Origin of the sequence: Maribacter taeanensis (assembly GCF_047345145.1) — a bacterium.
GTDB lineage: Bacteria > Bacteroidota > Bacteroidia > Flavobacteriales > Flavobacteriaceae > Maribacter_C.
This window is the reverse complement of record NZ_JBLFER010000007.1, coordinates 165,660-190,544: the sequence shown is the minus strand read 5'-3', so window position 1 is coordinate 190,544 and position 24,885 is coordinate 165,660. Positions and strand designations below refer to the sequence as shown.

Annotated in this window: 18 protein-coding genes and 2 riboswitches; of the genes, 16 read left to right on the top strand and 2 right to left on the bottom strand. The window is 38.5% G+C overall.

What is annotated here, in order from left to right; translation table 11 throughout:
• The first annotated feature begins 121 nt into the window (after positions 1–121).
• From ACKWCD_RS18670 to ACKWCD_RS18640, 7 genes are all read left to right on the top strand, one after another.
• Positions 122–958, top strand: coding sequence for a GLPGLI family protein (locus ACKWCD_RS18670; RefSeq protein ID WP_413985487.1), 837 nt, complete (start codon positions 122–124; stop codon positions 956–958).
• A 48-nt stretch (positions 959–1,006) separates the two neighbouring features.
• Positions 1,007–3,691 carry a carboxypeptidase regulatory-like domain-containing protein gene (locus ACKWCD_RS18665; RefSeq protein ID WP_413985486.1) on the top strand — a complete coding sequence of 895 codons (2,685 nt, stop codon included), beginning with the start codon at positions 1,007–1,009 and terminating at the stop codon, positions 3,689–3,691.
• Positions 3,692–3,895: 204 nt separating this feature from the next.
• Positions 3,896–5,152, top strand: a complete 1,257-nt coding sequence (metK, locus tag ACKWCD_RS18660; protein WP_413985485.1) for a methionine adenosyltransferase — start codon at positions 3,896–3,898, stop codon at positions 5,150–5,152.
• 105 nt (positions 5,153–5,257) lie between these two features.
• Positions 5,258–7,201, top strand: coding sequence for a CocE/NonD family hydrolase (locus tag ACKWCD_RS18655; protein WP_413985484.1), 1,944 nt, complete (start codon positions 5,258–5,260; stop codon positions 7,199–7,201).
• Between the two features lie 94 nt (positions 7,202–7,295).
• Positions 7,296–7,415, top strand: a riboswitch (SAM riboswitch).
• Between the two features lie 207 nt (positions 7,416–7,622).
• Positions 7,623–8,915, top strand: coding sequence for an O-acetylhomoserine aminocarboxypropyltransferase/cysteine synthase family protein (locus ACKWCD_RS18650; protein WP_413985483.1), 1,293 nt, complete (start codon positions 7,623–7,625; stop codon positions 8,913–8,915).
• Positions 8,916–9,021: 106 nt separating this feature from the next.
• Complete coding sequence (thrA, locus tag ACKWCD_RS18645; RefSeq protein ID WP_413985482.1) at positions 9,022–12,408, top strand: bifunctional aspartate kinase/homoserine dehydrogenase I; 3,387 nt, start codon at positions 9,022–9,024, stop codon at positions 12,406–12,408.
• 175 nt (positions 12,409–12,583) lie between these two features.
• Positions 12,584–13,750 (top strand): trans-sulfuration enzyme family protein, encoded by a 1,167-nt coding sequence (locus ACKWCD_RS18640; RefSeq protein WP_413985481.1) that lies wholly within the window; start codon positions 12,584–12,586, stop codon positions 13,748–13,750.
• Between the two features lie 6 nt (positions 13,751–13,756).
• Here ACKWCD_RS18640 and ACKWCD_RS18635 read toward each other — a convergent pair whose 3' ends face one another.
• Positions 13,757–14,614, bottom strand: a complete 858-nt coding sequence (locus tag ACKWCD_RS18635; RefSeq protein WP_413985480.1) for an AraC family transcriptional regulator — start codon at positions 14,612–14,614, stop codon at positions 13,757–13,759.
• Positions 14,615–14,716: 102 nt separating this feature from the next.
• Here ACKWCD_RS18635 and ACKWCD_RS18630 point away from each other — a divergent pair, with 102 nt between their 5' ends.
• The gene (locus tag ACKWCD_RS18630) at positions 14,717–15,826 is read left to right on the top strand and encodes an alkene reductase (RefSeq protein ID WP_413985479.1); all 1,110 of its coding nucleotides are present in this window, start codon (positions 14,717–14,719) and stop codon (positions 15,824–15,826) included.
• A gap of 5 nt (positions 15,827–15,831) precedes the next feature.
• Positions 15,832–16,209 (top strand): cupin domain-containing protein, encoded by a 378-nt coding sequence (locus tag ACKWCD_RS18625; protein ID WP_413985478.1) that lies wholly within the window; start codon positions 15,832–15,834, stop codon positions 16,207–16,209.
• Positions 16,210–16,224: 15 nt separating this feature from the next.
• On the opposite strand, the gene ACKWCD_RS18620 is transcribed toward ACKWCD_RS18625, so the two are convergent.
• A complete protein-coding gene (locus ACKWCD_RS18620) occupies positions 16,225–17,226 on the bottom strand; it encodes an aromatic ring-hydroxylating dioxygenase subunit alpha (RefSeq protein ID WP_413985477.1) in 1,002 nt (333 codons plus the stop codon).
• A 107-nt stretch (positions 17,227–17,333) separates the two neighbouring features.
• Between ACKWCD_RS18620 and ACKWCD_RS18615 the strand changes: the two genes are divergently transcribed.
• From ACKWCD_RS18615 to ACKWCD_RS18585, 7 genes are all read left to right on the top strand, one after another.
• The gene (locus ACKWCD_RS18615; protein ID WP_413985476.1) at positions 17,334–17,744 is read left to right on the top strand and encodes an RrF2 family transcriptional regulator; all 411 of its coding nucleotides are present in this window, start codon (positions 17,334–17,336) and stop codon (positions 17,742–17,744) included.
• A 246-nt stretch (positions 17,745–17,990) separates the two neighbouring features.
• Positions 17,991–18,614: a phosphoadenosine phosphosulfate reductase domain-containing protein gene (locus ACKWCD_RS18610; RefSeq protein ID WP_413985475.1), complete on the top strand. Its 624-nt coding sequence runs from the start codon at positions 17,991–17,993 to the stop codon at positions 18,612–18,614.
• A 108-nt stretch (positions 18,615–18,722) separates the two neighbouring features.
• Positions 18,723–20,813, top strand: a complete 2,091-nt coding sequence (locus ACKWCD_RS18605) for a nitrite reductase (RefSeq protein WP_413985474.1) — start codon at positions 18,723–18,725, stop codon at positions 20,811–20,813.
• A 2-nt stretch (positions 20,814–20,815) separates the two neighbouring features.
• A complete protein-coding gene (gene cobA, locus ACKWCD_RS18600) occupies positions 20,816–21,679 on the top strand; it encodes a uroporphyrinogen-III C-methyltransferase (protein WP_413985473.1) in 864 nt (287 codons plus the stop codon).
• Between the two features lie 96 nt (positions 21,680–21,775).
• Entirely contained in the window at positions 21,776–22,354 is a 579-nt protein-coding gene (locus tag ACKWCD_RS18595; protein ID WP_413985472.1) for a precorrin-2 dehydrogenase/sirohydrochlorin ferrochelatase family protein, read from the top strand.
• A 95-nt stretch (positions 22,355–22,449) separates the two neighbouring features.
• Positions 22,450–23,511, top strand: a complete 1,062-nt coding sequence (locus tag ACKWCD_RS18590; protein WP_413985471.1) for an NAD(P)/FAD-dependent oxidoreductase — start codon at positions 22,450–22,452, stop codon at positions 23,509–23,511.
• A 148-nt stretch (positions 23,512–23,659) separates the two neighbouring features.
• A riboswitch (SAM riboswitch) is annotated at positions 23,660–23,781 on the top strand.
• 97 nt (positions 23,782–23,878) lie between these two features.
• Positions 23,879–24,883 carry a homocysteine S-methyltransferase family protein gene (locus ACKWCD_RS18585; RefSeq protein WP_413985470.1) on the top strand — a complete coding sequence of 335 codons (1,005 nt, stop codon included), beginning with the start codon at positions 23,879–23,881 and terminating at the stop codon, positions 24,881–24,883.
• The last annotated feature ends 2 nt before the right edge of the window (positions 24,884–24,885 follow it).

Sequence of the window (24,885 nt, the reverse complement as noted above, 5' to 3'; positions counted from 1 at the left end):
CCAAATGTAATGACTATAAATTATCAACTGACAATCGGTTAACACTCGTTAACACTGGTTAACCTTTTTTTCAATTCTACTGGAGCAAATTTGTGATATTACTAATCGCAAAACTAGAATCATGAAAAAATTTGGAATGGTAGTTATTTTGTTCATTACGGTGCATATGACTGCACAAGACTTTGCTGGCCTTGCAATTTATAAGACGGACATGAAAATGGAAATCAAATTAGACAGTGCAAGTACAAGTGCCGATCAGATGGACTTGGTACAACAGCAGTTAAGGTTCGCTATGCAAAAGGAATTCCAACTTTCCTTTACAAAATCAGAATCAAATTGGAAAGAGCAAGAAAGTCTTGACAAACCAGCATCAGGCGGGGCGGGAGTTCAAATTCAAGTTGTTGGAATGGGTGGTGGCAGCGATGGACTGTTATACAAAAACACCAAAAACAAGAAAACCAAAGAGAGCTCTGATGCTTTTGGAAAACTATTTCTTATATCTGGGGAATTAGAACCTTTTGAATGGGAAATGACATCTGAAACAAAACAAATCGGCAGGTACACCTGTTATAAGGCAATAGCCAAAAGAGAAATTACACAGACCAAAATTTCAGAAGTCAATGGCGAGATGGAAGAAAAAGAAGAAAAGAAAATACAAACGACAACTGCTTGGTACACCACTGAAATTCCAGTCAATCATGGGCCAGATATGTACTGGGGACTTCCAGGACTTATTTTAGAAGTAAATGACGGAAGTAGAATTATGATTTGTACTAAAGTGGTTTTAAACCCTGATAAAGAAGTTGTTATTGAAGTTCCATCCAAAGGTAAAAAGGTCACTGAGGAAGAATATGAGGAAATCATGAGAGAACAATCTGAAAAGATGCACAAGATGTACGGTGGGGGTAAGAAAAAAGGAAAAAACTCATCTTCGTTTAGCATATCGATAGAGAATTAAAGGTAATAGAATACTAGTCTACAAACGCCAAAAATCATCAATCAAAAAATGAACAGAGTCAGCATATCCCTTTTGGTAGGGCTGGTATTCTTTTGCTATAATTTAACTGCGCAAAAGGTAGTATTAGAAGGTCAGGTATTGGATTCATTGAATGTTCCATTAGAATTAGCAAATGTAATCGCAATCAACAAGAATACTGAAGCAATAGCATCATATGGAATTACCGATGCCCAAGGTAGGTTTCGTTTGAACCTGAAGAAAGACAGTTTATACACACTGAAGGCGAGTTATTTAGGATTTGAAACTTGGGAGGAAGGTTTTCAAGCATTAACAAACGAGAATAAAACAATCACGTTAAAAGCATCGCCTAACCAACTGGATGGAGTAACCGTGACCGAAGATTTTCCAGTGACCATTTCAGGAGACACAATTACTTATAAAACGGATGCTTTCACCACGGGTAAGGAAAAAAAGTTGGAAAACGTCTTAGAACAATTGCCTGGATTTCAAATTGACGATGAGGGACAAATAAAGGTTCAAGGAAAAGATGTTAGCAAGGTGCTAGTGGAAGGGAAAGAATTTTTCGATGGAGATACGAAAATGGCAACCAAAAACATCCCTGCAAATGCCGTGGATAAAGTACAAGTACTTCGCGACTTTAACGAGGTGGGACCTTTAGGAGCTGTAAATGATAGTGATGCATTGGCCTTGAATATTAAATTGAAAGAAGGAAAAAAGAACCTTTGGTTTGGCGATATTTCAGCAACGGCGGGCCCTAAAGAACGTTATTTGGCTCATCCAAATATATTTTATTATTCCCCCAAATTCAATATCAATTTTATTGGGGATATGAACAACATTGGCAAACAGGCTTTCTCATTACAAGACTATTTTAGGTTCAATGGGGGGCTAAGCACCTTGGGAAAAAGATCAGGTTCATCCCTTAATCTTTCCGGAGATGATATCGGCTTATCGTTGATGCAAAATAATCGAGCTCGAAATATTGACTCTAAATTGGCGGCACTGAATTTTAACTACAATCCTAATAAAAAAATCAGTTTTTCCGGCTTTGGTATTTTGTCAGGGGTGGATACAGATTTGTCAAGTATATCGCAACGTACTTATATAAGGGATGAAGGCAATAATGAAGAAACGTTAGAATCGAACACTTTGCAAAAGAATATTTCAACACTTTTGAAAATTTCGACTACTTATACACCAAATTCAAAATGGTATATTAACTATGATGGTTTTCTAAAACGATCTGAAGTTCGAGATGAAAATCAGCTCAACTCATTGTTTTCTAATTTTAGCAATGATATTCGCTCCTTAAATGGTAGAGACCCCTTTTCGGTACAACAATCCCTAAGTGCTTTTTATGCAAAAAATGATAATAATATTTTTTCTTGGGAATCAAACTATCTATATAAGAAACAGCTCCCTACTTACAATTTAATAAGTACGCAGCAACCCTTTCTCGGTAGTGTTCCGTTGGAAGGTGAAACACCTTTCAATATATCTCAAAATACCCAAGTTCAAACAAATACTTTTGACACCGAATTCAATTATTATAGGGTTTTGAACAAGACCAATCACATTAGTTTTAAGTTGGGACTAAGTACAAATGGTCAGCGCCTTCACTCTGAAGTATCAGAAATTATAAATGGTAATTCGAGACCAGTTGGTTTAGGCAATCAGTTTATCAATGATACGGAGTTTGATTTTCTTGATGTTTACTTTGGAATAGGCTATCGAGTAAAATGGAAGAAATTGACCATTGGTCCTCGGATTAACTTCCATATTTATGATATAAAAAACAGAAATTTCACCGACGAGGTAGCGCTAAATAAAACCTTGTTACTACCTAGTCTTAACGCTAAGTATGCTTTTAATAGCTCAAAATCTTTGCAGCTGAACTATAGTCTGGAGGCTGAATTCGCTGATGTTCAAAATTTAACCTCGGCCATCCAATTAAGAGGATATAACAGTCTTTTTCAAGGAAACCCGAATTTGAGAAATGCCTGGTACCATAATGCAACCTTGAACTTTATGAATTTCAACATGTTCAATTTTGCGAATATCTATGGGGGAATGACCTATCAAAAAAAGTTTGACGGTATCAGTTCAAATGTGAATTTTGTTGGGTTAGACAGAGTTTCTTCCCCTATCAATATTGATGCTCCAAATGAGATTGTCACCTTTTTTGGCAACTATGAAAGACGATTCCCATATTGGAAAGGAAAACTTGAAGCTCGAATTACCTATAATAAGTTCAATAACATAATCAATACTAATGAAGATTTTAATCGTTCTTTCAACCAGCAGTACAAACTAGCTTTTGAAACTAAGTTTAAAGAGGCTCCTAATGTAGAATTGGGTTTTGAAAAAATATGGAATGATTACTCGAGTTCAAACATTGAAAGCAGGTTTATTACCAATATTCCTTTTGTTAATATCGAGGCCTACTTTTTAAATGGATTCGCTCTTACAGCTGATTATCAATATAACGAATACAGGAATAGAGATGGTGGAATTCGGAGCACCTATGACTTCCTAAACGCTACACTGTTTTATCAAAAAGAAGACAGTAAGTGGGAATTCAAGATAACAGGCCTAAATCTTTTGAATACGACTTCAATTCGGCAGGATGCTTTCTCAAATAATTTAATTAGTACTCTGGAGTACAACGTTCAGCCAAGGTATTTCGTAGCTGGAATAAAGTATGAATTGTAAGCTCATAGCTCTTTCCAAGCAACTTTAAAATCTTGATATATTTTCTTTGGCAACGAAACTATTTTCATACTTTTGTTCTTGTAATAAGAGGAAGGATTTGACTGATTGCAACCTCGTGAAAAATGCTAAAGCAGTTAATTATGTTATCATAATTATACTTCTCTAGACCACCTGTCAAATTCTCGCCGTATTAAAATAGAATCTATGTCATATTTGTTTACTTCTGAATCTGTTAGTGAAGGACACCCAGATAAAGTCTCTGACCAGATTAGTGATGCCTTGCTAGATAATTTTTTAGCCTTTGACCCCGAAAGTAAAGTGGCTTGTGAAACCTTGGTTACCACAGGTCAAGTTGTTCTCGCTGGAGAGGTAAAAAGTAATACCTATCTAGATGTTCAAAATATTGCTAGAAATGTTATTAATAAAATTGGGTATACGAAAGGAGAGTATCAGTTTAGCGGAGATTCGTGTGGCGTGATTTCCTTGATTCATGAACAATCTCAAGATATCAACCAAGGTGTTGATAGAGGTTCTAAGGAGGAGCAGGGTGCCGGTGACCAAGGAATGATGTTTGGCTATGCGACCAAGGAAACGGATAACTATATGCCTTTAGCATTGGATATTTCGCATAAAATCCTTCAAGTATTGGCTGAATTGCGAAGAGAAGGAAGCGAAATCGATTACCTTAGACCAGATGCTAAGTCACAAGTTACCATTGAGTATTCTGATGATAATGTGCCTCAGCGAATTGAGGCGATTGTGGTATCCACACAGCATGATGCTTTTGATTCGGATGATGAAAAAATGTTAGCGAAAATCAAATCCGATATTGTTTCCATTTTAATTCCGAGAGTGAAGGCACAATTGCCAGAGGGAATTCAAGCTTTGTTCGATGACCAAATTGTATATCATATCAATCCGACAGGAAAGTTTGTAATTGGTGGCCCTCATGGTGATACCGGTTTAACAGGAAGAAAAATCATCGTAGATACCTACGGAGGAAAAGGCGCCCACGGCGGTGGAGCTTTTAGTGGAAAAGACCCAAGTAAGGTAGATAGAAGTGCTGCTTACGCGTCTCGGCATGTAGCGAAGAATTTGGTTGCGGCAGGAATTTCTGATGAGATTTTGGTACAGGTAAGTTATGCTATCGGAGTTGTCGAACCAACTTCCATTTTTGTGGACACCTATGGTACTTCAAATGTGGATTTAACTGATGGTCAAATCGCTGATAAAGTGGCAGAACTTTTTGATATGCGTCCTTTTGCAATTGAAGAAAGATTAAAGCTGCGTAATCCAATTTATTTGGAAACCGCGGCTTATGGGCATATGGGGAAAGAACCAAAAATGGTCACTAAGATATTTGAGTCTCCGTATAACGGAAGAGTAGAAAAACAAGTTGAGCTTTTCACTTGGGAAAAACTAGATATGGTTGATTCCGTAAAGTCAGCATTCAGTTTATAAGGAAATTTCAAAACGGTTTAAAAAGGGAATCCAAATTGGGTTCCCTTTTTTATTTTCGAGACTTACTAATCTTTAGTAGCTTTAGTGTCTAACTAATTTTCAATTATGTATAGATTTTTTAGAATTCTTTCAATCATATTTCTTTCGTTGACTTTTATGCTTACCTCATGCACAAAAACCACGAAGCCTGAAAAGGTTGAGGTTTCAGATACGTACGTTGCGGATAATTATACCAAACAAGAAGTAGATATCGAAATGCGAGACGGAGTGAAATTGCATACTACGATATATTCTCCAAAGGATACTTCAAAAAAATACCCAATCATTATGCAACGTACTCCTTACAGTTCTAGACCCTATGGAGAAGGTGAATTTAAGAAGCAAATCTCACCCAATATTCATATGATGAAAGAGGGTTACATTGTGGTTTATCAAGATGTTCGTGGGCGCTGGTTGAGTGAAGGGCATTATGAAAATATGCGTGCCTATATCCCAAATAAAACTTCGGAAAAAGATGTAGACGAAAGCTCAGATACCTATGATACGATTGAATGGTTGGTGAACAACGTGGAGAATAATAATGGAAATGCCGGAATTTGGGGTATATCCTATCCCGGATTTTATTCGACCTACGCCACGGTAGATGCACATCCTGCGTTAAAAGCTGCTTCTCCACAAGCGAGTATTGGTGATTTCTTCTTTGACGATTTTCATCATAATGGAGCTTATTTGTTGAGCTATTTTAGAGCAACCTCGCTTTTCGGAACGCCAAGACCAAATGGTGATATGCCCATTGATACGGCTTGGTATAGCTTGCCAGATTTACAAACCGAAGACCAATATCAGTTCTTTTTGGATAAAGGACCACTCAAAAATTTAAATTCCTTTTTCGAATATGACCTAAAAGATGAAATCTCCATCGCTCCGGACGAGGAGACTGATGATTTCTTCTGGAATGAACTCAAAGAGCATCCAAACTACGATGAACTTTGGCAGAGCCGAGGACTCATTCAACACTTAAAAAATGTAAAATCTCATGTGGCAACTATGGTCGTTGGCGGATGGTTTGATGCAGAGGATTTGTACGGACCTTTGGAAACCTATAAGAATATTGAAAAGTACAATGAAGGAAATTACAATACGATGGTTTTTGGTCCCTGGGACCATGGTAGATGGGCAAGAAGAAATGGTCGTACCGTAGTCGGAAATTATTATTTCGGAGATGGAATCTCAGAGTTTTTTCAGGAAAATATTGAGACAAAATTCTTCAATCATTTCTTAAAAGGAAGTGGCGATAAAAATAGCGGACTTCCGGAAGCCTATGTCTTTGATTCCGGCAGAAAAGAATGGAAGCAATACGATTCTTGGCCTCCAGAAGGAGTAGAAAAACAAGATATGTTCTTATCCGAAAATCAAGAACTGACTTCTGAATTAAAAAGTACAGAAGGCATTCAATTTATTAGTAATATCAAAAAACCAGTCCCATATTCTGAAGATGTAAAATCCGTTTTTACCCCTAGAAAATACATGACCGACGACCAACGTTTTGCAGCGCGTCGCTCTGATGTTTTGGTATTTGAAACTGAAGTTATGGAAGAAGACTTAACCTTGGCAGGAGATATTCTAGCCAAACTAAAAGTAGCAACCACAGGCACTGCCGCTGATTGGATTGTTAAGGTAATCGATGTACATCCTGCCAAATCGGAAACGAACGAAGAAATGCAAGACCATTTGAAAATGAGCAATTACCATTTAATGGTACGAAGCGAAGTTTTGAGAGGGCGGTTTAGAAATAGTTTTTCAACCCCCGAGCCATTTGTGCCGAATAAAAAGACCGAAGTGAATATCAAGCTTCAAGATGTTTTTCATACGATTCAAAAAGGGCATAAGCTACAGATTCAAGTCCAAAGTACTTGGTTTCCGTTGATTGATTTGAATCCGCAAACCTACGTGGAGAATATTTTTAAAGCAGGCGAAGAAGATTTCAAAACACAAACCCATACGGTTTTTGCAGACTCGAGTATAGAGTTTAGTATTTTATCCCAGTAAAATGCTAGGATTTTGTGAAATTTTTCAAAATTATTAGGTTTTAAAACAATTCTGACTTTTATTTGTGCTTTACAAAGTTCAAACACGTATTGAATAGTTATCAAGAAAGGTGGAGGGATTAGACCCTTTGAAGCCTTAGCAACCCTTGACTCCTATAGTCGAGAAGGTGCTAAATTCTACCCTGTCCTGAACTCGTTTCAGGATATGTTGAATTCATTTCGACAGTATGGGCAGATAACGCAAAACAGATTGTAAAACAATCTATTCGCTTTCTTATAACTTTTTGATTTTACCTGGCTGCAATGTCGGCAGTAAGGGTTTGGCTTTTAATAAAACTATTTTTTGTCACTCCCGCGTAGGCGGGAATCTATTAAGAACTAGTATTCTCTAAAAAGAAACGGAATACACAAAAACAAAAATCATGAGTAATCCAAAATTAGCTACGAACGCCCTTCATGCTGGGCACGACACAACACAAACAAGTGGTACAAGAGCAGTGCCAATTTTCCAGTCTACGTCTTATGTATTCAATGACACAGATCATGCAGCGAATTTATTTTCGCTAGCGGAATTAGGCTTTATTTACACAAGGTTAAATAACCCAACTAATCAGATTTTACAAGACCGATTGGCGGCCATAGAAGGAGGAGTAGGAGCGGTTGTTTTTGCTTCAGGAACAGCAGCTATTGCAACAGGTTTAATGACTTTGCTAAAAGCTGGTGACCATATCGTGGCATCGAGCAGTTTGTATGGCGGAACTTTCAACTTATTAAATGTTACCTTGCCTAGATTAGGTATTACAACCACTTTCGTAGACCCAGCTGACCCAACCAATTTTGGCAAAGCGATACAGGAAAATACAAGAGCCATCTTTGTGGAGTCTTTAGGGAATCCAAAATTAGATGTACTGGACTTGAAAGCAATTTCGAAAGAAGCCCAAGCTGCTAAAGTTCCTTTTATTGTAGATAACACAGTAGCTACACCAGGACTTTTAAATCCTATTGAGCACGGAGCTAACTTGGTGATTCACTCGTTGACGAAATATATCAATGGGAATGGTACAGCCCTTGGAGGTGCTATTATAGATGCAGGAACTTTTGATTGGACAAATGGTAAGTTCCCAGAATTCACAGAGCCATCTGCCGGATATCACGGCTTGGTGTATAGCGAAGCTTTAGGTGCCGCCGCATTTACTTTCAAATTAATTTTAGAAGGTCTACGTGATTTCGGAGGAGCATTGAGTCCATTTAATGCTTTTCAAATTATACAAGGCTTGGAAACACTTTCTGTTAGAATAAAACAACATAGTGCCAACGCTTTAGAATTGGCAACTTGGTTAGAAGGAAGAGAAGAAGTAGCATGGGTAAATTACCCAGGATTAAAGAGCAGCAAATACTTCGATTTAGCCCAAGAATATTTGCCAAAAGGACAAAGTGGTCTGGTGACTTTCGGAGTTAAAGGTGGTTTTGAAGCTGCCAAAAAGCTAACCGATGCGACCAAGGTATTTTCTTTGTTAGCGAATATAGGTGATACCAAATCATTGATTATTCATCCAGCAAGTACAACGCATCAGCAGCTTACAGTGGAACAACAAGAAGCCGCTGGCGTAGGTCAAGATTTGATTCGTCTATCCGTAGGTTTAGAGGATATTGATGACTTAAAAACAGATTTAGAAAATGCTTTTACAACAATTGATAAGTCCGTTTTGGCTTAATATCTAGATTTATCTAAACTGTCAGTTCGAGCGGAGTCGAGAACAAGTACTTGTTGTATCTCTACTCCGCTTGATATGGAAGAATAAAACTACTAATAGCTATTCAATGCTCCACCACCTAAAAATAAAAAACTACAAAACCATAAGTGGCGTAGTGCAAGATATTGATTTGTCGTACCAACTTTTTGGTAAAGAGCTCTATTCGGCTCCCATCGTTCTGGTGAATCATGCCTTGACGGGCAATTCCAATGTTACCGGAAAAGACGGCTGGTGGTCTGCTTTAATTGGCGACGGAAAGTGTATCGATACAAAGAAATATACCATCCTATCTTTTAATATTCCGGGTAACGGACATGATAAATTTGTTATTGACAATTACAAGGACTTTGTAGCAGGAGACATAGCCCATATTTTTCTAAAGGGTCTGAAGCAACTTGAAATAGAAAGGCTATTCGCTATCATCGGCGGTTCTTTAGGGGGAGGTATAGCTTGGGAGATGGCGTCTTTAAATCCGAAGTTAACGGAGCATTTAATTCCGGTTGCTTCCGATTGGAAGTCTACGGATTGGTTGATTGCCAATTGCCAGATTCAAGAGCAATTCTTGGTGAATTCCAAACAACCTGTGCATGATGCGAGAATGCATGCGATGTTGTGTTATCGTACCCCGGAGTCTTTTAAAGAGCGCTTCAAGAGGAGTACAAATCAAGAACTTCAGGTTTTTAACGTGGAGAGTTGGTTGATGCATCATGGGGAAAAGTTGCAGGAACGTTTTCAGCTTTCCGCCTATAAACTTATGAATCAGTTACTTAAAACTATCGATGTTACAAGAGATGGCGATGCCAATTTCAAGAAGCTCGAAAATAGTGATACCAATATTCATATCATTGGAGTTGATTCTGATTTGTTCTTTACCGCCAAAGAAAATAAAGAAACCTTCAAACAAATTGCTCAAGCCAATAGTAATGTCACCTACGGAGAAATACAATCCCTCCATGGTCATGATGCATTTTTGATAGAATTTGAACAATTGCAAAAACTGCTTGATGGAATTTTCAATACAAATGGAAAATCTGAAAAGGTTAAGGTCTTGAAGTTTGGTGGAAAGTCGTTGAGCAATGGTGAAGGAATAGGTCGAGTTTTAGAGATCATTACCTCTAAGGTAAATGAAGGAGAGAATGTTGCAGTGGTACTTTCCGCTCGTGAAAAAGGTACTGACCAGTTAGAAGCAATGCTCGAAAAAGCTTCAAAAGGGAAGAATTATATCAAAGATTTTGAAGCTTTCGAAAAATATCAGCAACATACTTTCGGTAACGTCAATCTTTCAAAAGAATTTAAAGATTTGGCAAAACTCTTTGAAGGTGTTTCTTTATTGGGGGATTACAGTCCTAAAATTAAGGATGAGGTCTTGGCTTATGGCGAGTTAATCTCAGGAAAATTGCTCACCAAATTGCTAATAGGTAAAGGGGTCAAGGCAAATTTTATTGATTCAAGAACGGTCCTGAAAACAGATGATACTTTTGGAGATGCTAAATTGATCGAAGGCACATCTAAAGAAAATGTATTATTGAAATACAATGCTCTTCCAGTTGATGCTGTTCCAGTTTTTACGGGATTCATAGCTTCTACTTTGGACGGAGAAACAACAACCTTGGGAAGAAACGGGAGCAATTATTCCGCCGCCCTATTGGCAAACTTCCTGGATGCTGAGGAGTTACAGAATTATACCCATGTAGATGGAATTTTTACAGCTAACCCTGATTTCGTTCAAGAGGCGAAAAGACTATCGAATTTGTCCTATGCCGAGGCCAATGAATTGGCGAATTTCGGAGCGACCATTCTTCACGCAAAAACGATTATTCCGTTAATTGAAAAAAATATTCCACTCCGTATTCTCAATACCTTCAATGATGACAGCAAAGGTACTTTGATAAGTGCGAAGTCTAGTAAAGAAGGCATCAAATCACTTTCGATTATTGAAGATGTTGCTTTGGTAAATCTTGAGGGTAGGGGACTTCTAGGAAAAGTCGGAATAGATGCTCGTATTTTTAAAGCTCTTGAAGAGCGAAACATTAATGTAAGTATCATATCGCAAGGTTCTTCAGAGCGCGGAATTGGTCTAGTGGTCAATGAGCACAATGCACAAAAGGCCAAACAGGCCCTGGAAAAGGAGTTCTCCAGAGACTTCAAATCCAAGGATATTAATATGATTACAGTAGTCAATGATGTTTCCGTGGTATCTATTGTGGGTCAAGATTTGAGTACGTTTCATAAACCTTATAATGCACTGATTAAGAATCAAATTATTCCATTACTCTTTAATAATACGATATCTGGAAAGAACGTGAGTTTGGTTTTGAAAAAGTCGGATTTACACAAGGCACTCAACGTAATGCATGGTCAAATTTTCGGAATTAGTAGGAAAGTGAACCTCGCCATATTCGGCCATGGAAATGTAGGCGGAACACTAATTGACCAGATTTTAAAATCATCTGAAACTATTGCCAAACGGAAAGGAATAGATTTGAATGTATTTGCGGTTGCTAATTCCCGGAAGCTATTAATTAACAAAAAAGGCATTCCGAAGTCATGGAAATCATCTATTGAAACCAAAGGAATTGCATATAAAGTAGAAGACCTTTTCGAGTATGCAAATGAGCACCATTTAGAAAATTTAATAGTAGTAGACAATACCGCGAGTGAGGATTTTGTAGCCAACTATTTTGATTTCGTAGAGAATGGTTTTGACTTGGTTTCCTCAAACAAAATAGCCAATACACTTGGGTTCGATTATTACCAATTGCTACGAGAAGAATTGGTGAAAAATCAAAAGCAATATTTATATGAAACCAATGTCGGTGCAGGTTTGCCACTTATTGATACCATTAAGTTATTGCATCTTTCAGGAGAGAATATCACAAGAATTAAAGGTGTTTTCTCGGGAAGTCTAAGTTATATTTTCAATACATTCTCTGAGGTCAATGCACCCTTTTCGCAAATTCTAAAGGATGCCATGCATCAAGGTTTTACTGAACCGGACCCACGAGAGGATTTATCAGGAAATGATGTTGGAAGGAAACTCTTGATTTTAGCGAGGGAGTTAGATTTAAGCAATGAATTCTCCGATATCAAGATTCAAAATTTAATTCCTGAGCAATTGCGAAAAGGAAAACCTGACCATTTTCTTAAGAATTTAGGAATGCTAGACGATAAGTTCAACGAAATCAAGAAGAACCAAAAGGAAGGTCATGTGTTACGATATGTAGGAGACCTCCATGGAAACCTTCAAAAAGAAAAAGGATTGTTAGATGTAAAACTAATATCGGTCCCCAAAGAAAGCGCACTAGGACAAGTAAAAGGCTCGGACTCGATAATCGAAATATACACAGAATCATATGGAGAAAACCCCTTGGTAATTCAAGGTGCGGGAGCTGGAGCAGCTGTAACCGCCAGAGGTGTTTTTGGTGATATCCTAAGAATAGCAGAAAAAGGGTGATAAGAAATTTCCCCTCTTGAGAGGGGTGGCGCACCTGCCTGCCGGCATGCAGGGCCAGGGCGTGTACTTAGGAACAAGAAGAATTAACCCTCGATAAGCATTTGAGAAAAACTACAAACAGATTCCTGTCTTTACTGAAATGAATTCAGCACAGGCACAGGAATGAAAATAAAAGATGAGCAAAAACAAATTCGAAACCAACGCCATAAGAACCCAACTAGAACGTTCGCAAAACTTAGAACATTCAGTACCATTATATCTTACTTCGAGCTTCGTCTTCGAAGATGCCGAAGACATGCGGGCCTCTTTTGCAGAGGAGAAAGAACGAAATATCTATTCCAGGTACTCAAATCCAAATTCCAATGAATTTGTAGATAAAGTATGTCAAATGGAAGGTGCAGAGGCCGGATTCGCTTTTGCCTCTGGAATGGCAGCGGTCTTCTCAACTTTTGCCGCTTTGTTGGAAAGCGGAGACCATATTCTTTCTGCAAGAAGTATTTTTGGCTCTACACATTCCCTATTCAACAATTTTTTTCCAAAATGGAATATCTCGCATACCTATTTCAAGATTGATGAGCTGGATTCCATAGAGCGTTTAATTACACCTCAAACAAAAATTATTTATGCAGAGTCGCCAACCAATCCGGGAGTTGATGTTTTGGATTTGGGAGCTTTGGGAGCTATTGCTAAAAAGCACAATCTAATTTTGGTGATTGACAACTGCTTTGCTTCTCCCTATTTGCAACAACCCATAAAATTTGGAGCCGATTTGGTCATCCATTCCGGAACCAAATTAATGGATGGACAAGGCAGGGTTTTAGCTGGAGTAACCGTTGGGAGTGCAGATTTAATTGATAAAATATATCGATTTTCGAGGATAACAGGTCCGGCCTTATCACCATTCAATGCTTGGGTGCTCTCCAAAAGTTTGGAGACTTTGGCTGTTCGTGTAGATAGGCATTGTGAGAATGCATTGAAGTTGGCAGAATTTTTAGAAGGTCATGAAAAAGTAAATTGGGTCAGATATCCATTTTTAAAATCACATCCGAAATATGAAATTGCCAAAAAGCAAATGAAAGCAGGTGGGTGCGTAGTCGCTTTTGAAGTCAAAGGTGGACTGGAAGCAGGTCAGAAATTCTTCGATTCCATCAAATTGTTATCACTTTCCGCCAATTTAGGTGATTCTAGAAGTATTGTTACCCATCCTGCGTCAACAACACATAGTAAGCTATCCATAGAAGAAAGAGCCGAAACGGGAATTACCGATGGAATGGTTAGAGTTTCAGTTGGGCTTGAGCATGTTGATGATATTATTCGTGATATTCATCAGGCTTTGGGGTAAAATCAACTATCCATTAATCTCTTTCCGAAACACTTTAGGTGTTTTATTTCGATATTTTTTAAAAGTCTTGGTAAAATGACTAGAGTCGGTAAATTGAAGTCTGTTAGCAATTTCCGAAATCGTCAACTTGGAGCTAGCAAGTAATCGTTCGGCAGTTTTTAGTTTTGTCTCCATAACAACCTGCTGAATAGACATTCCCGTATGTTTTTTAATAAAAATACCCACGTAATTCGGAGACATAAAGAATTCATCTGCAATAGCATTAATACTCAATTTTTCTTTTTCAAGAATGTGCTGCCTTATATAAGTTAACACTGAACTCACTCGGTCAGTGTCGGCGGTTTCTTTGTAGGTAAGCGTTTTATTTCGTTCATTCAAACAACGTGCGATAACCGTTATCATAGCATCGAACAGGTCGAGCACCAGATGACGGCTAAAAACATCTTTCATTTCATACTCGACCTTTAATAAGGCTAAAAGTTTTAAAATTTTGCTTTTTTCCTCTTCTGAGGAAATAATCGGTCCTGGGAGCGTATTGGGGTTGAAGAGGATGGTATCAATTTTCTTTTGCCAAGCATTGCTCGAATTTCCCTCGTTCTTTTCTGTGAAAATCTGTTCCGTAAATTTTACGAAAGTGAACCGTGTTTTTTCCTCTATTTCAAAGTAATGTTCGTCATTGGGAGTCAGTAGAAAGATGTCTCCCTTTTTATAGGGAAAGCTAACATCGTTCATTACCTGTATCCCGTTTCCAGATTCTATGACTATCAATTCATAGAAGTTGTGCCCATGAATGGGAAACCCCCATTCAGTTCGTTCCAACGAAAAGATATTGAGCGAATGTCTACTAAAGTAACGTTTCGTCATTTAAACAATGGATAATTACAAAAATACAATGTAAATATACCAGTTACATACTTGAGTTGTGCTATAGATTTGCACTATCAATAATACCTAAAAAACAATACAATGAGTTATTCAAAATTATATGAGCCTTACAATATGAACGGTATTTCACTTGAAAATCGTTTCCTGATGGCGCCCATGACACGTTCTCGAGCAGATGAATATGGAGAAGTGCCCAATGCGCTAATGGCAAAATACTACGGACAAAGAACATCAGCTGGCATCATTATTACCGAGGCTACTCAAGTATCAAAACAGGGGATGGGGTATGCCAGAACACCTGGTATTTTTACGAAGGAGCAAATCGAGGGCTGGAAGCTTACAACCGATGAAGTGCATAAAAAAGGGAGCAAAATATTTCTCCAATTATGGCATGTTGGTAGGGTAGGTTCATCCAAAGTAAATGGATTGCAACCCATTGCGCCATCAGCTAAAATCGCAAAGGATACCCAAGTATATATTTTCGACGGTGCGTCTAACGGAGATGCCACTTTTGTTCCGGTTGAAGAACCTAGGGCAATGACGCAAACGGATATTGACCAAGCTATCGAAGAATTTAGAATAGGCGCTAAAAATGCAATCGAAGCTGGTTTTGAAGGCGTTGAGATTCACGGTGGAAATGGTTATCTCATCGACGAATTCTTAAGAAGCAATTCAAACATCAGAACAGATAAATACGGGGGAAGCAAAGAAAATAGAACCCGTTTTCTATTGGAAGTTACCGAGGCCGTTGCCAATGAAATTGGAGCAGAACGCACCGGAGTACGAATTGCACCCTTTATCAAATTCAAGGATATGGACGACCCCGAGATTTTGGACACCATAATGATGGCCGCTCGGGAATTGAATAAAATCGGAATTACATATCTACACCTATCTGAAGCAGATTGGGACGATTCCCCACAGATTCCGACAGATTTTAGAGTTGAGCTACGTAAAACCTTCAAGCATACAATTATCGCAACAGGAAATAAAACTCCGGAGGAAGCAGAACGATTATTGGGAGATAACTTGGTAGACCTTATCGGTTTTGGAAGGAACTTTTTGACCAATCCAGATTATCCGCAACGATTAAAAATGGGCGCTCCCTTAAATGAAATAAGTGACACCCATACACTTTTCGGCGGTGGTGATGCAAGAGGTTATACGGATTATCCATTTCTAAAAAACTAAAGAATATGGATTCTAAAATCATTAATCCAGAAGGGCAGTTCGAAAATTGGGAATCAAATCTTTTACATGAATTGATAAAAGATGAAATATCCGATGCACTAGGTCAGACCATAGTTTTTGAAAATGAACAGTTAAGAGTTTGGAGCACCCACCTGCAACCTGGTGGATGCATCCCTTTTCATAGGCACACCACAAATTATAGTTGGGTCTGTCTTACCGATGGCAAGGCAATCTCAAGATATGAAAATGGAAAAATATGTGAGATTACTTACCAACGGGGAGACCTGTCTTATTACGACCATAACGTGAAAAAGGATTTAGTGCATGATTTAGAAAATGTTGGGGAAACGGTGTTGGAGTTTGTGACTACGGAATATAAATAGTATTGTCATTGTTAATCAATAACTCAGTTTCTGCTTTTTCATAGCCCTTCTATAATTCATAGCCACCGCATCAAATTTTAAATGTAATTCTTCAGTAAAATCAAAAGGCACTTGCTCCGGCCGCTGCGATTCAACAATACGTTTGTCTTGGTCGAAAATCACTTGTTCAAATTCTTGCAATACGGTGTCCGGTTCATCATGGTCGTAATTGCGCCCTATGATGCAGAACCCCCGACATTTATTATTTGAGATAGGTTGTGAGGTAAAAAAGTACACCATGCCCTTTTCGCCACCCCAGCCTAAACGCAACACAATCGTATAGGGTAGATGTAATTCATAATTACTTCTTCGCTCTGGTTTTACGACATCATCATTGGCAAAAATGGGAAAGTCATCGCTGTTGGTTGCTTCTGGTCGTACTACGGAATAATGTAAAACAGAACCTTTTACGGTCACTTTACATTCAGGAACTTTAGGTCTCTCAGGGTCTCCTAGCAGTCCGGGGTGTACCCAAGGGAAATGTCCGAAATCAGTAAAATTTTCTACTTGTCTTGAACTGTCGCTTTTCCAATCAAACGGACCGGTATTGACTAATTTCCAATCCGAATTTTCATATTCGGGTATATCAGGAAGGTCATATTCTGGAGCCTTTAGAGCAACCCAAACCAATCCAAATTTTTCTTGACAATGATATTTTGGTGTTTTTGCTTTTGGCGGAATGGCTACATCTGGGTCCTGTGGAATCTTTACGCAATTCCCTGCCTTATTGAATTGCCAAGCGTGATACGGGCAAACGAGACAATCATCCTTTATCCATCCTAGCGACAAAGCCGTACCTCTGTGAATACAAACATCGCGCATGGCGTGAACTTCTCCATCGGAAGTCCGCCAAACAACTACAGGTTCATCCAACAGAAAAGTGCCAAAGGGTTTGTTAGCTTCGATTTCATAGCTGTACCCAACAGGATGCCAACAGGCGAAAAGTTTTTCGGGAAAAATATCGTGATTGAAATCCATTTGAATAAAAATAGGAATGAATAATGATTCTGGTAAATATATGAGAATGTTAGCGAACTTAAGATGATGCCGGAAACGATTTAATTCTCTTTCCCTATCTTAGCCCTATGCTCTCCAAAAAGACAAAATACGGACTAAAAGCACTCGCTTTTTTGGCCTCCCAAAAAGGGAAAGAACCCGTTCAGATTGCTGAAATAGCCAAACAGGAGAACATCTCACAAAAGTTTTTAGAAAGCATTTTGTTGTCTTTGAGGAAGACCGGTTTTTTAGGTTCCAAAAAAGGAAAGGGTGGGGGATACTATCTCATCAAAGAACCCAAAGAGGTTTTAATGACCGATGTGATGCGGGTTTTAGAAGGGCCGATAGCTATGGTGCCGTGTGTAAGCCTTAATTTCTACGAAAAGTGTGATGATTGTCCCAGTGAGGAAGATTGTTCAGTACACATGTTAATGCTTAAAGTGCGCGATAGTGCTTTGGAAGTGTATCGCAACAATACGTTGGCGGATTTAATTGCGTAACTTTTATTTTCATTCCGGAGCCTGTACTGAATTCATTTCAGTAAAGTCAGGAATCTGTTTAATTATCCACCTAAATTCCCATCAACATTTCTCTTTTTGTATTAAAGAATTATCAAAAAAAGAGTTTGATTTTTATTAATCTATTAAATCTATAGGTTAATAGTAGTTTTATAACCTTTTTAACGTTTCGGAGTTATAAATAATTCTATTTTTGATTATCCTACTAAATCTATGGGTTATTATATTATGAAAAAAAATATCGATTTAGACTATTACAACAAACAGTTTCAGGGCATACCTCCAGAGGAAATTATAAGTTGGGCGCTCCAGTTATCTAATAAGAGAATCATTACCACAAGTTTTGGAAAATATTCCGCTGTGCTACTTAGCACCTTTCAGAAAATTGACCCCAAGATTAATGTAGTGTGGTGCGATACGGGTTATAATCTTCCGGAGACTTATGAGCATGCTGAATATTTAAAAAGGCGATTTAATTTGAATCTAAAGACGTACGTGCCCAAAGAAACTAGAGCTTTTACTGAGCATCGCTTAGGCTTTCCTTCGGCTGAGCAACCCGAGCATTCTGAGTTTTCAGAAATTGTAAAACTAGAACCATTTCGAAGAGCTTTAGAAGAGCACCAGCCTGACATTTGGTTTACTAACATTCGAATTCGTCAAACTGAACTAAGAAGTTCTAAAGATATTTTAAGCCAAAGTAAAAATGGAATTTTAAAGGTTAGTCCATTTTATTATTGGACAGATGACGATTTGGATAATTATTTAGAAGCCAACGACCTGCCAAAGAACAGCACCTATTTTGACCCCGTTAAAGCCCTTGAGACTAGGGAATGTGGAATTCATCTTCAGTAAATACCCTCAGTACAGGCCCACGAGGCACTAAAAGAAAAGTTAACATTGATTTCGACGTCCCGAGGATTCGGGATCGAATCATTTTAAATCTCGATTATCGAGTAAGTTATGCAAAGTTTTAGAACAGAAATAGAAAATCCAGTAGTTGAAAAAGACATTCTTGAACTCGAGCGAAAAATACGCGAGTTTAAAGAAGGGAATTTAGATGAGGAGAAATTTCGAAGCCTGCGATTGGCAAGAGGGGTTTACGGACAACGCCAACAAGGTGTTCAGATGATTCGTATCAAACTGCCTTATGGAAAAGTGACCTCGAAACAACTTAAAAGAATCGCTGATGTTTCAGACGAATATTCTACGGGTCGTTTGCACATAACTACACGTCAAGATTTACAGATTCACTACGTAGATTTAGACCGAACACCTGAGCTTTGGGCGCAATTAGAAAAGGATGATGTTACACTGCGTGAAGCCTGCGGAAATGCCGTTCGAAATGTAACCGCAAGTGAAACAGCGGGTATTGCTATTGATGAACCCTTTGATGTTTCTCCGTATGCTGAGGCTTTGTTCAAATATTTTCTTCGGAATCCGATAAGTCAAGAAATGGGTAGAAAGTTCAAGGTTTCCTTTTCAGGAAGTGATGCCGATACCGGACTTTCATACATGCACGATTTAGGTTTTATCGCTAAAATCGAAAATGGGGTAAGAGGTTTTAAAGTGATGTTGGGCGGTGGTTTAGGTTCACAACCACGTTATGCTGATGTGCTTTTTGAGTTTCTGACATCGGATAAAATCATTCCACTTATGGATGGCGTGATTCGTGTTTTTGATAGGTATGGTGAACGAAAAAGTAGAGCCAAGGCGAGATTAAAATTCTTATTAAAAGACTTGGGTCTTGACGGTTTCAAAGATTTGTTAGCGGAAGAACAAAAAGCGGTCCCGCACAAAACTTTTCCAATCGATGCCGAAAGCTATCCTAAAATCAAGGTTGCCGAAAACGAGATTCCGAATGTTGAAATCAATAATAAAGAGGTTTTTGAAATCTGGAAGTCCACCAATTTGGTCCCTCAAAAACAGAGTGGCTTTGTAGCCATCGGAATCAAAGTTTTACTCGGGGATTTCTACTCAGATAAAGCAAGATTACTTGCCTATTTGGTTGAGAAGTATGCTGCGGGAGAAATTCGTTTGTCCCTAAGACAGAACATTTTGATTCCTTATGTAAAAGAAGAATTGGTTCCGTTTTTCTATTCGGAATTAGAGAAATTAGGTTTCGTAGAAGCGGGTTATAATAAGGCCTTAGATATCACCGCATGCCCTGGAACAGACACCTGTAACTTAGGAATTGCCAGCAGCACCGGAATCGCTGAAGAACTAGAACGTGTTATAAAAGCAGAATATCCGGAGTATATCAGCAACCCAGATGTGGTTATCAAAATTAGCGGTTGCATGAATGCCTGTGGGCAGCATAATATGGCCAATATCGGATTTCAGGGCATGAGTGTTCGTACCAAAGACAAATTAGTAGCTCCCGCGCTTCAAGTTTTATTGGGAGGAGGTAACGATGGAAATGGAAATGGTCGCTTTGCTGATAAGGTAGTGAAAGTGCCAAGCAGAAGAGGTCCAGAAGCTTTGCGCTTAATTCTTGATGATTTTAATACCAACGGCAACGGAAACACTTTTGCGGATTATTATGCCGAAAAAGGAGAGCATTATTTCTATGATTTTCTAAAACCCTTAACAGCTATTGATAATTTAACCCAAGAAGATTTTATCGATTGGGGGAATTCCGAAAAATATAAAAAGGAAATCGGTATTGGCGAATGTGCAGGTGTTGTAATTGATTTGATAGCTACGTTGTTGTTCGAAAGCGAGGAAAAAATTCAGAATTCAGAGGAAGCCTTTACGGCAGGTAATTGGGCGGCAAGCATTTATTATGCCTATACCTCAATGGTCAATACAGCAAAAGCTTTACTAACTGCTGAAAAGACTAAGACCAATACACATTCTAGCATTATTAAAGATTTCGATGAAAAGTTTGTGAAAGACGGCCGCCTTGAGATTCAAGGAGGTTTTGAAAATCTGGTGCTGCAATTGAATAGAAATGAACCCAGTGAGGACTTCGCCAAAAGCTATTTGGAAGATGCAAAAGGCTTTTTACAATCAGTTGAGACATATAGAAGGCAGGAATTAGCAGAAGTATAGAAATGATTAATAGAGAAGCAAATTTTAAAGATATCGATTCCCTCCTTGAGGGGGGCTTGGGGGGTGTTTCCATCCGAGTAAAAGTCCCCCCTTCGGGGGCTAGGGGGCTCTTAACGGTAGTAGGTGCAGGTCCTGGTGATGTGGAGTTGATAACGCTCAAAGGAATTCGAGTGTTGGAAAATGCTGATGTCGTCTTGTACGATGCTTTGGCGGCTACCGAATTGCTGGAGTATGCACCCCAAGCGGAACATATTTTTGTTGGGAAGCGCAAGGGATGCTATTCCTATCAACAAGAACAAATCAACGAATTGATTGTAAGTCGAGCCAATAGTCATGGGCACGTGGTTCGATTAAAAGGGGGTGACCCTTTTGTTTTTGGTAGGGGTTCAGAGGAGATGGAATATGCAGCCGAGCATGGACTAGAAGTTGCCATGGTACCCGGAATATCCTCTTGTCTTTCTGTTCCTGCGGCGCAGAACATTCCGGTAACCAAAAGAGGTTCTTCGGAGAGTTTTTGGGTAATTACGGGTACGACAAAAGAACACAAATTATCTAATGATGTAAGATTGGCAGCGAAGTCAAGTGCAACAGTGGTCATACTTATGGGAATGTCGAAACTCCCGCAAATAGTGGAACTTTTCAGAAAGGAAGGAAAATCCAAAACGCCAATTGCGATAATTCAAAATGGTACCAGAGCTGATGAGAAAGTAGGGGTAGGAACAATTGCATCCATAGAAAAAGAGGTATCGCGACAAGAATTGGTAAATCCAGCAATCATCATTATAGGTGAGGTGGTTCGCCATCGCAAGCAAGTTTTGGAGATTCAAAAACAGTATGATAGACAACAACTTATTGAATTAGTTTAAAAGGTCTGGTCTAGTGCAGTCGAGACCTATTATTTCAAAATCAGCATATGATTTAACAGATTCCCTTCTTCAAGGGAATGAAATTAAACAGTAGTAATGGAACGAAACAATCTTTATCCGGTTTTTCTAAAGACTTCAAATCTTCATATTCTGATTGTAGGTGGAGGAAATGTGGCAGAAGAAAAATTACACTTTTTGACAAAGTCGAGTCCTGATGCTAAGGTAACTATGGTTTCTCCCATGTATCGAAAGGCAACGAAAGAGTTGGCGCTAAAGTTCGATGTAGATTTGATTACCGATTCATACCAAGCCAAATATTTGATGGGAAAGCATATGGTAATTGCCACAACCGATGTCCCTGAAGTGAATATTCAGGTATATAATGACTGTAGGTCTTTTGATAAACTGGTGAATGTTGCCGACAATCCGCCATACTGTGATTTTTATATGGGCGGAATCGTAACCAAAGGAAACGTGAAAATTGCCATTTCGACGAACGGAAAATCACCTACAACAGCAAAAAGATTGCGTCAGTTTTTTGAAGATGTTATTCCAGAAGATATCACCAAAATGGTGCAAAATTTGAACGATTATAGAAAAACGATAAAGGGTGATTTTGAGCAAAAAGTGGACAAAATGAACGAAATAACTCAAAAATTAATCGAAAAAGTATAAAAAAAAAGTAAAAAGTACGAAGTATAAAGTATAAGTAAAAAAAATACTGAAACACTCTTTGTACTCATTACTTAAGACTTAATACTAAAAAAGAAATGATAAAAACAGATATACTGATAATCGGTGCAGGTCCGACCGGACTCTTCACAGTTTTTGAAGCGGGATTGCTAAAATTGAAATGCCATTTGATAGATGCATTACCACAACCAGGTGGACAATGTTCTGAAATCTATCCGAAGAAACCGATTTATGATATTCCTGCATTTCCAGAAATATTAGCGGGTGATTTGGTAGACAATCTCGTGGAGCAAATAAAACCTTTTGAAGCAGGTTTTACCTTGGGAGAACGCGCCGAAACTTTAGACAAGCAAGAAGATGATTCGTATGTCGTTACGACAAACAAAGGGACCAAGCACCACGCTCCTGTAGTTGTCATTGCAGGCGGATTAGGTTCTTTCGAACCGCGAAAACCGCCTATTGAGAATATTACTGATTTTGAGGATAAAGGAGTTGCCTATATCATCAAGAATCCCGAGGTGTATCGCGATAAGAAGGTGGTCATTGCAGGTGGTGGCGATTCTGCCTTAGACTGGGCAATTTATCTAACCGATGTCGCTTCAGAAGTTTCTTTGGTACACAGAAGAAATGAGTTTAGAGGGGCATTGGATTCCGTAGAAAAAGCATCTGAATTAGCAAAACTGGGAAAAATCAAATTGTTCACAGAAGCGCAGGTGAAAAAGCTTTATGGTGATGAACAGTTAGAGGCGGTTGTCGTAAAGCACAATGATTCTGAGAAAGGAGAAACCTATTTGGAAGTGGACAACTTTATTCCCTTATTCGGACTATCTCCAAAGTTAGGTCCCATAGGCGATTGGGGACTTGAGATAGAGAAAAACGCTATAAAGGTGAACAATGCCAAGGACTATCAGACGAACATTCCAGGAGTGTTTGCTATTGGAGATGTAAACACCTACGAAGGGAAACTTAAATTGATTTTATCTGGTTTTCATGAGGCGGCTGTGATGTGTCAGTATGCGTATCAAATCATAAATCCAGGTAAGCGTTATGTAATAAAATATACTACCGTAGGCGGAGTTGAAGGTTTTGATGGTACTAAAAAGGAGGCTAAAAAAGAAGTAGTCCAAAGCATTCTCTAGAACATTCCATTTTTAATTCGCTAGAAACCCTTCTTTTATTATAATAGGGTTTTTCGTTTGTCTTTAACATTATCAAAAAAAGCATCTATAATTTGGTTTTCATTGGTCTGTAGCTTTACTTTGTGATTAGTTCATATAAACATTGAAATTGTTATCAAGAAAGGTGGAGGGATTAGACCCTATGAAACCTTAGCAACCCTTTAACTTTAAAGAAGGTGCTACATTCTATCTTAATTCTGAACTAGTTTCAGGACCAGTTTGAGAAATCGATTGGTTTAAGGCAGATAACCAAGAAAGACATTACGTCTTACACTTCTCCTTACTTGATAATTTACATAACCAATCCATTGTATTTGGAGATTATTTTATGGTAAATATCAAAGATATATTACAAGAACGAATTCTCGTTTTAGATGGTGCGATGGGCACCATGTTACAACGTTATAAATTCCAAGAAGAAGATTTTCGTGGAGAACGTTTCAAAGATTGGAAGCATCCATTACAGGGCAATAATGATTTACTATCAATAACACAACCAGAAGCTATTGCAACAGTACATGCAAAATATTTTGAAGCGGGTGCCGATATTGTTGAAACCAATACATTTTCAGGTACCACTATCGCAATGGCAGATTATTATATGGAAGATTTGGTCTATGAGCTGAACTATGAATCCGCCAAAATTGCCAAAAAGGTTGCCGATGAGTTCACAGCTAAAGAACCTCATAAACCAAGGTTTGTAGCGGGCAGTATGGGCCCGACGAACAAAACGGCAAGCATGTCTCCAGACGTAAATGACCCAGGGTTTCGAGCAGTTTCTTTTGATGAATTGCGGATTGCCTATAAACAACAGGCAGAAGCTTTGTTAGATGGAGGTTCGGATATTTTACTTGTCGAAACAATTTTCGATACGCTAAATGCCAAAGCGGCTCTTTTTGCCATTGAAGAAGTTAAAGAAGAGCGAAATATTGATGTTCCGATTATGGTCAGTGGAACAATTACGGATGCCTCCGGTAGAACTTTGTCAGGTCAAACTGCCGAAGCATTTTTAATTTCTATTTCTCACATTTCGATTTTGTCCGTAGGATTTAATTGCGCCTTAGGAGCGAATCAGTTGGTGCCTCATTTAGAGGTTTTATCAAGTAGAACTGAGCATGCGGTTTCTGCGCATCCGAATGCAGGATTACCGAATGCTTTCGGGGAATATGACGAATCGCCCGAACAGATGGCTGAACAGATAAAAGAATATGTTGAAAAGGGTTTAGTGAATATCGTTGGAGGATGCTGTGGAACAACTCCGGAACATATTCAGGCAATTGCAGAATTGGTAAAAGAATATGGTCCTAGAAATTTGATTTCAGAAACCGTTTAGTA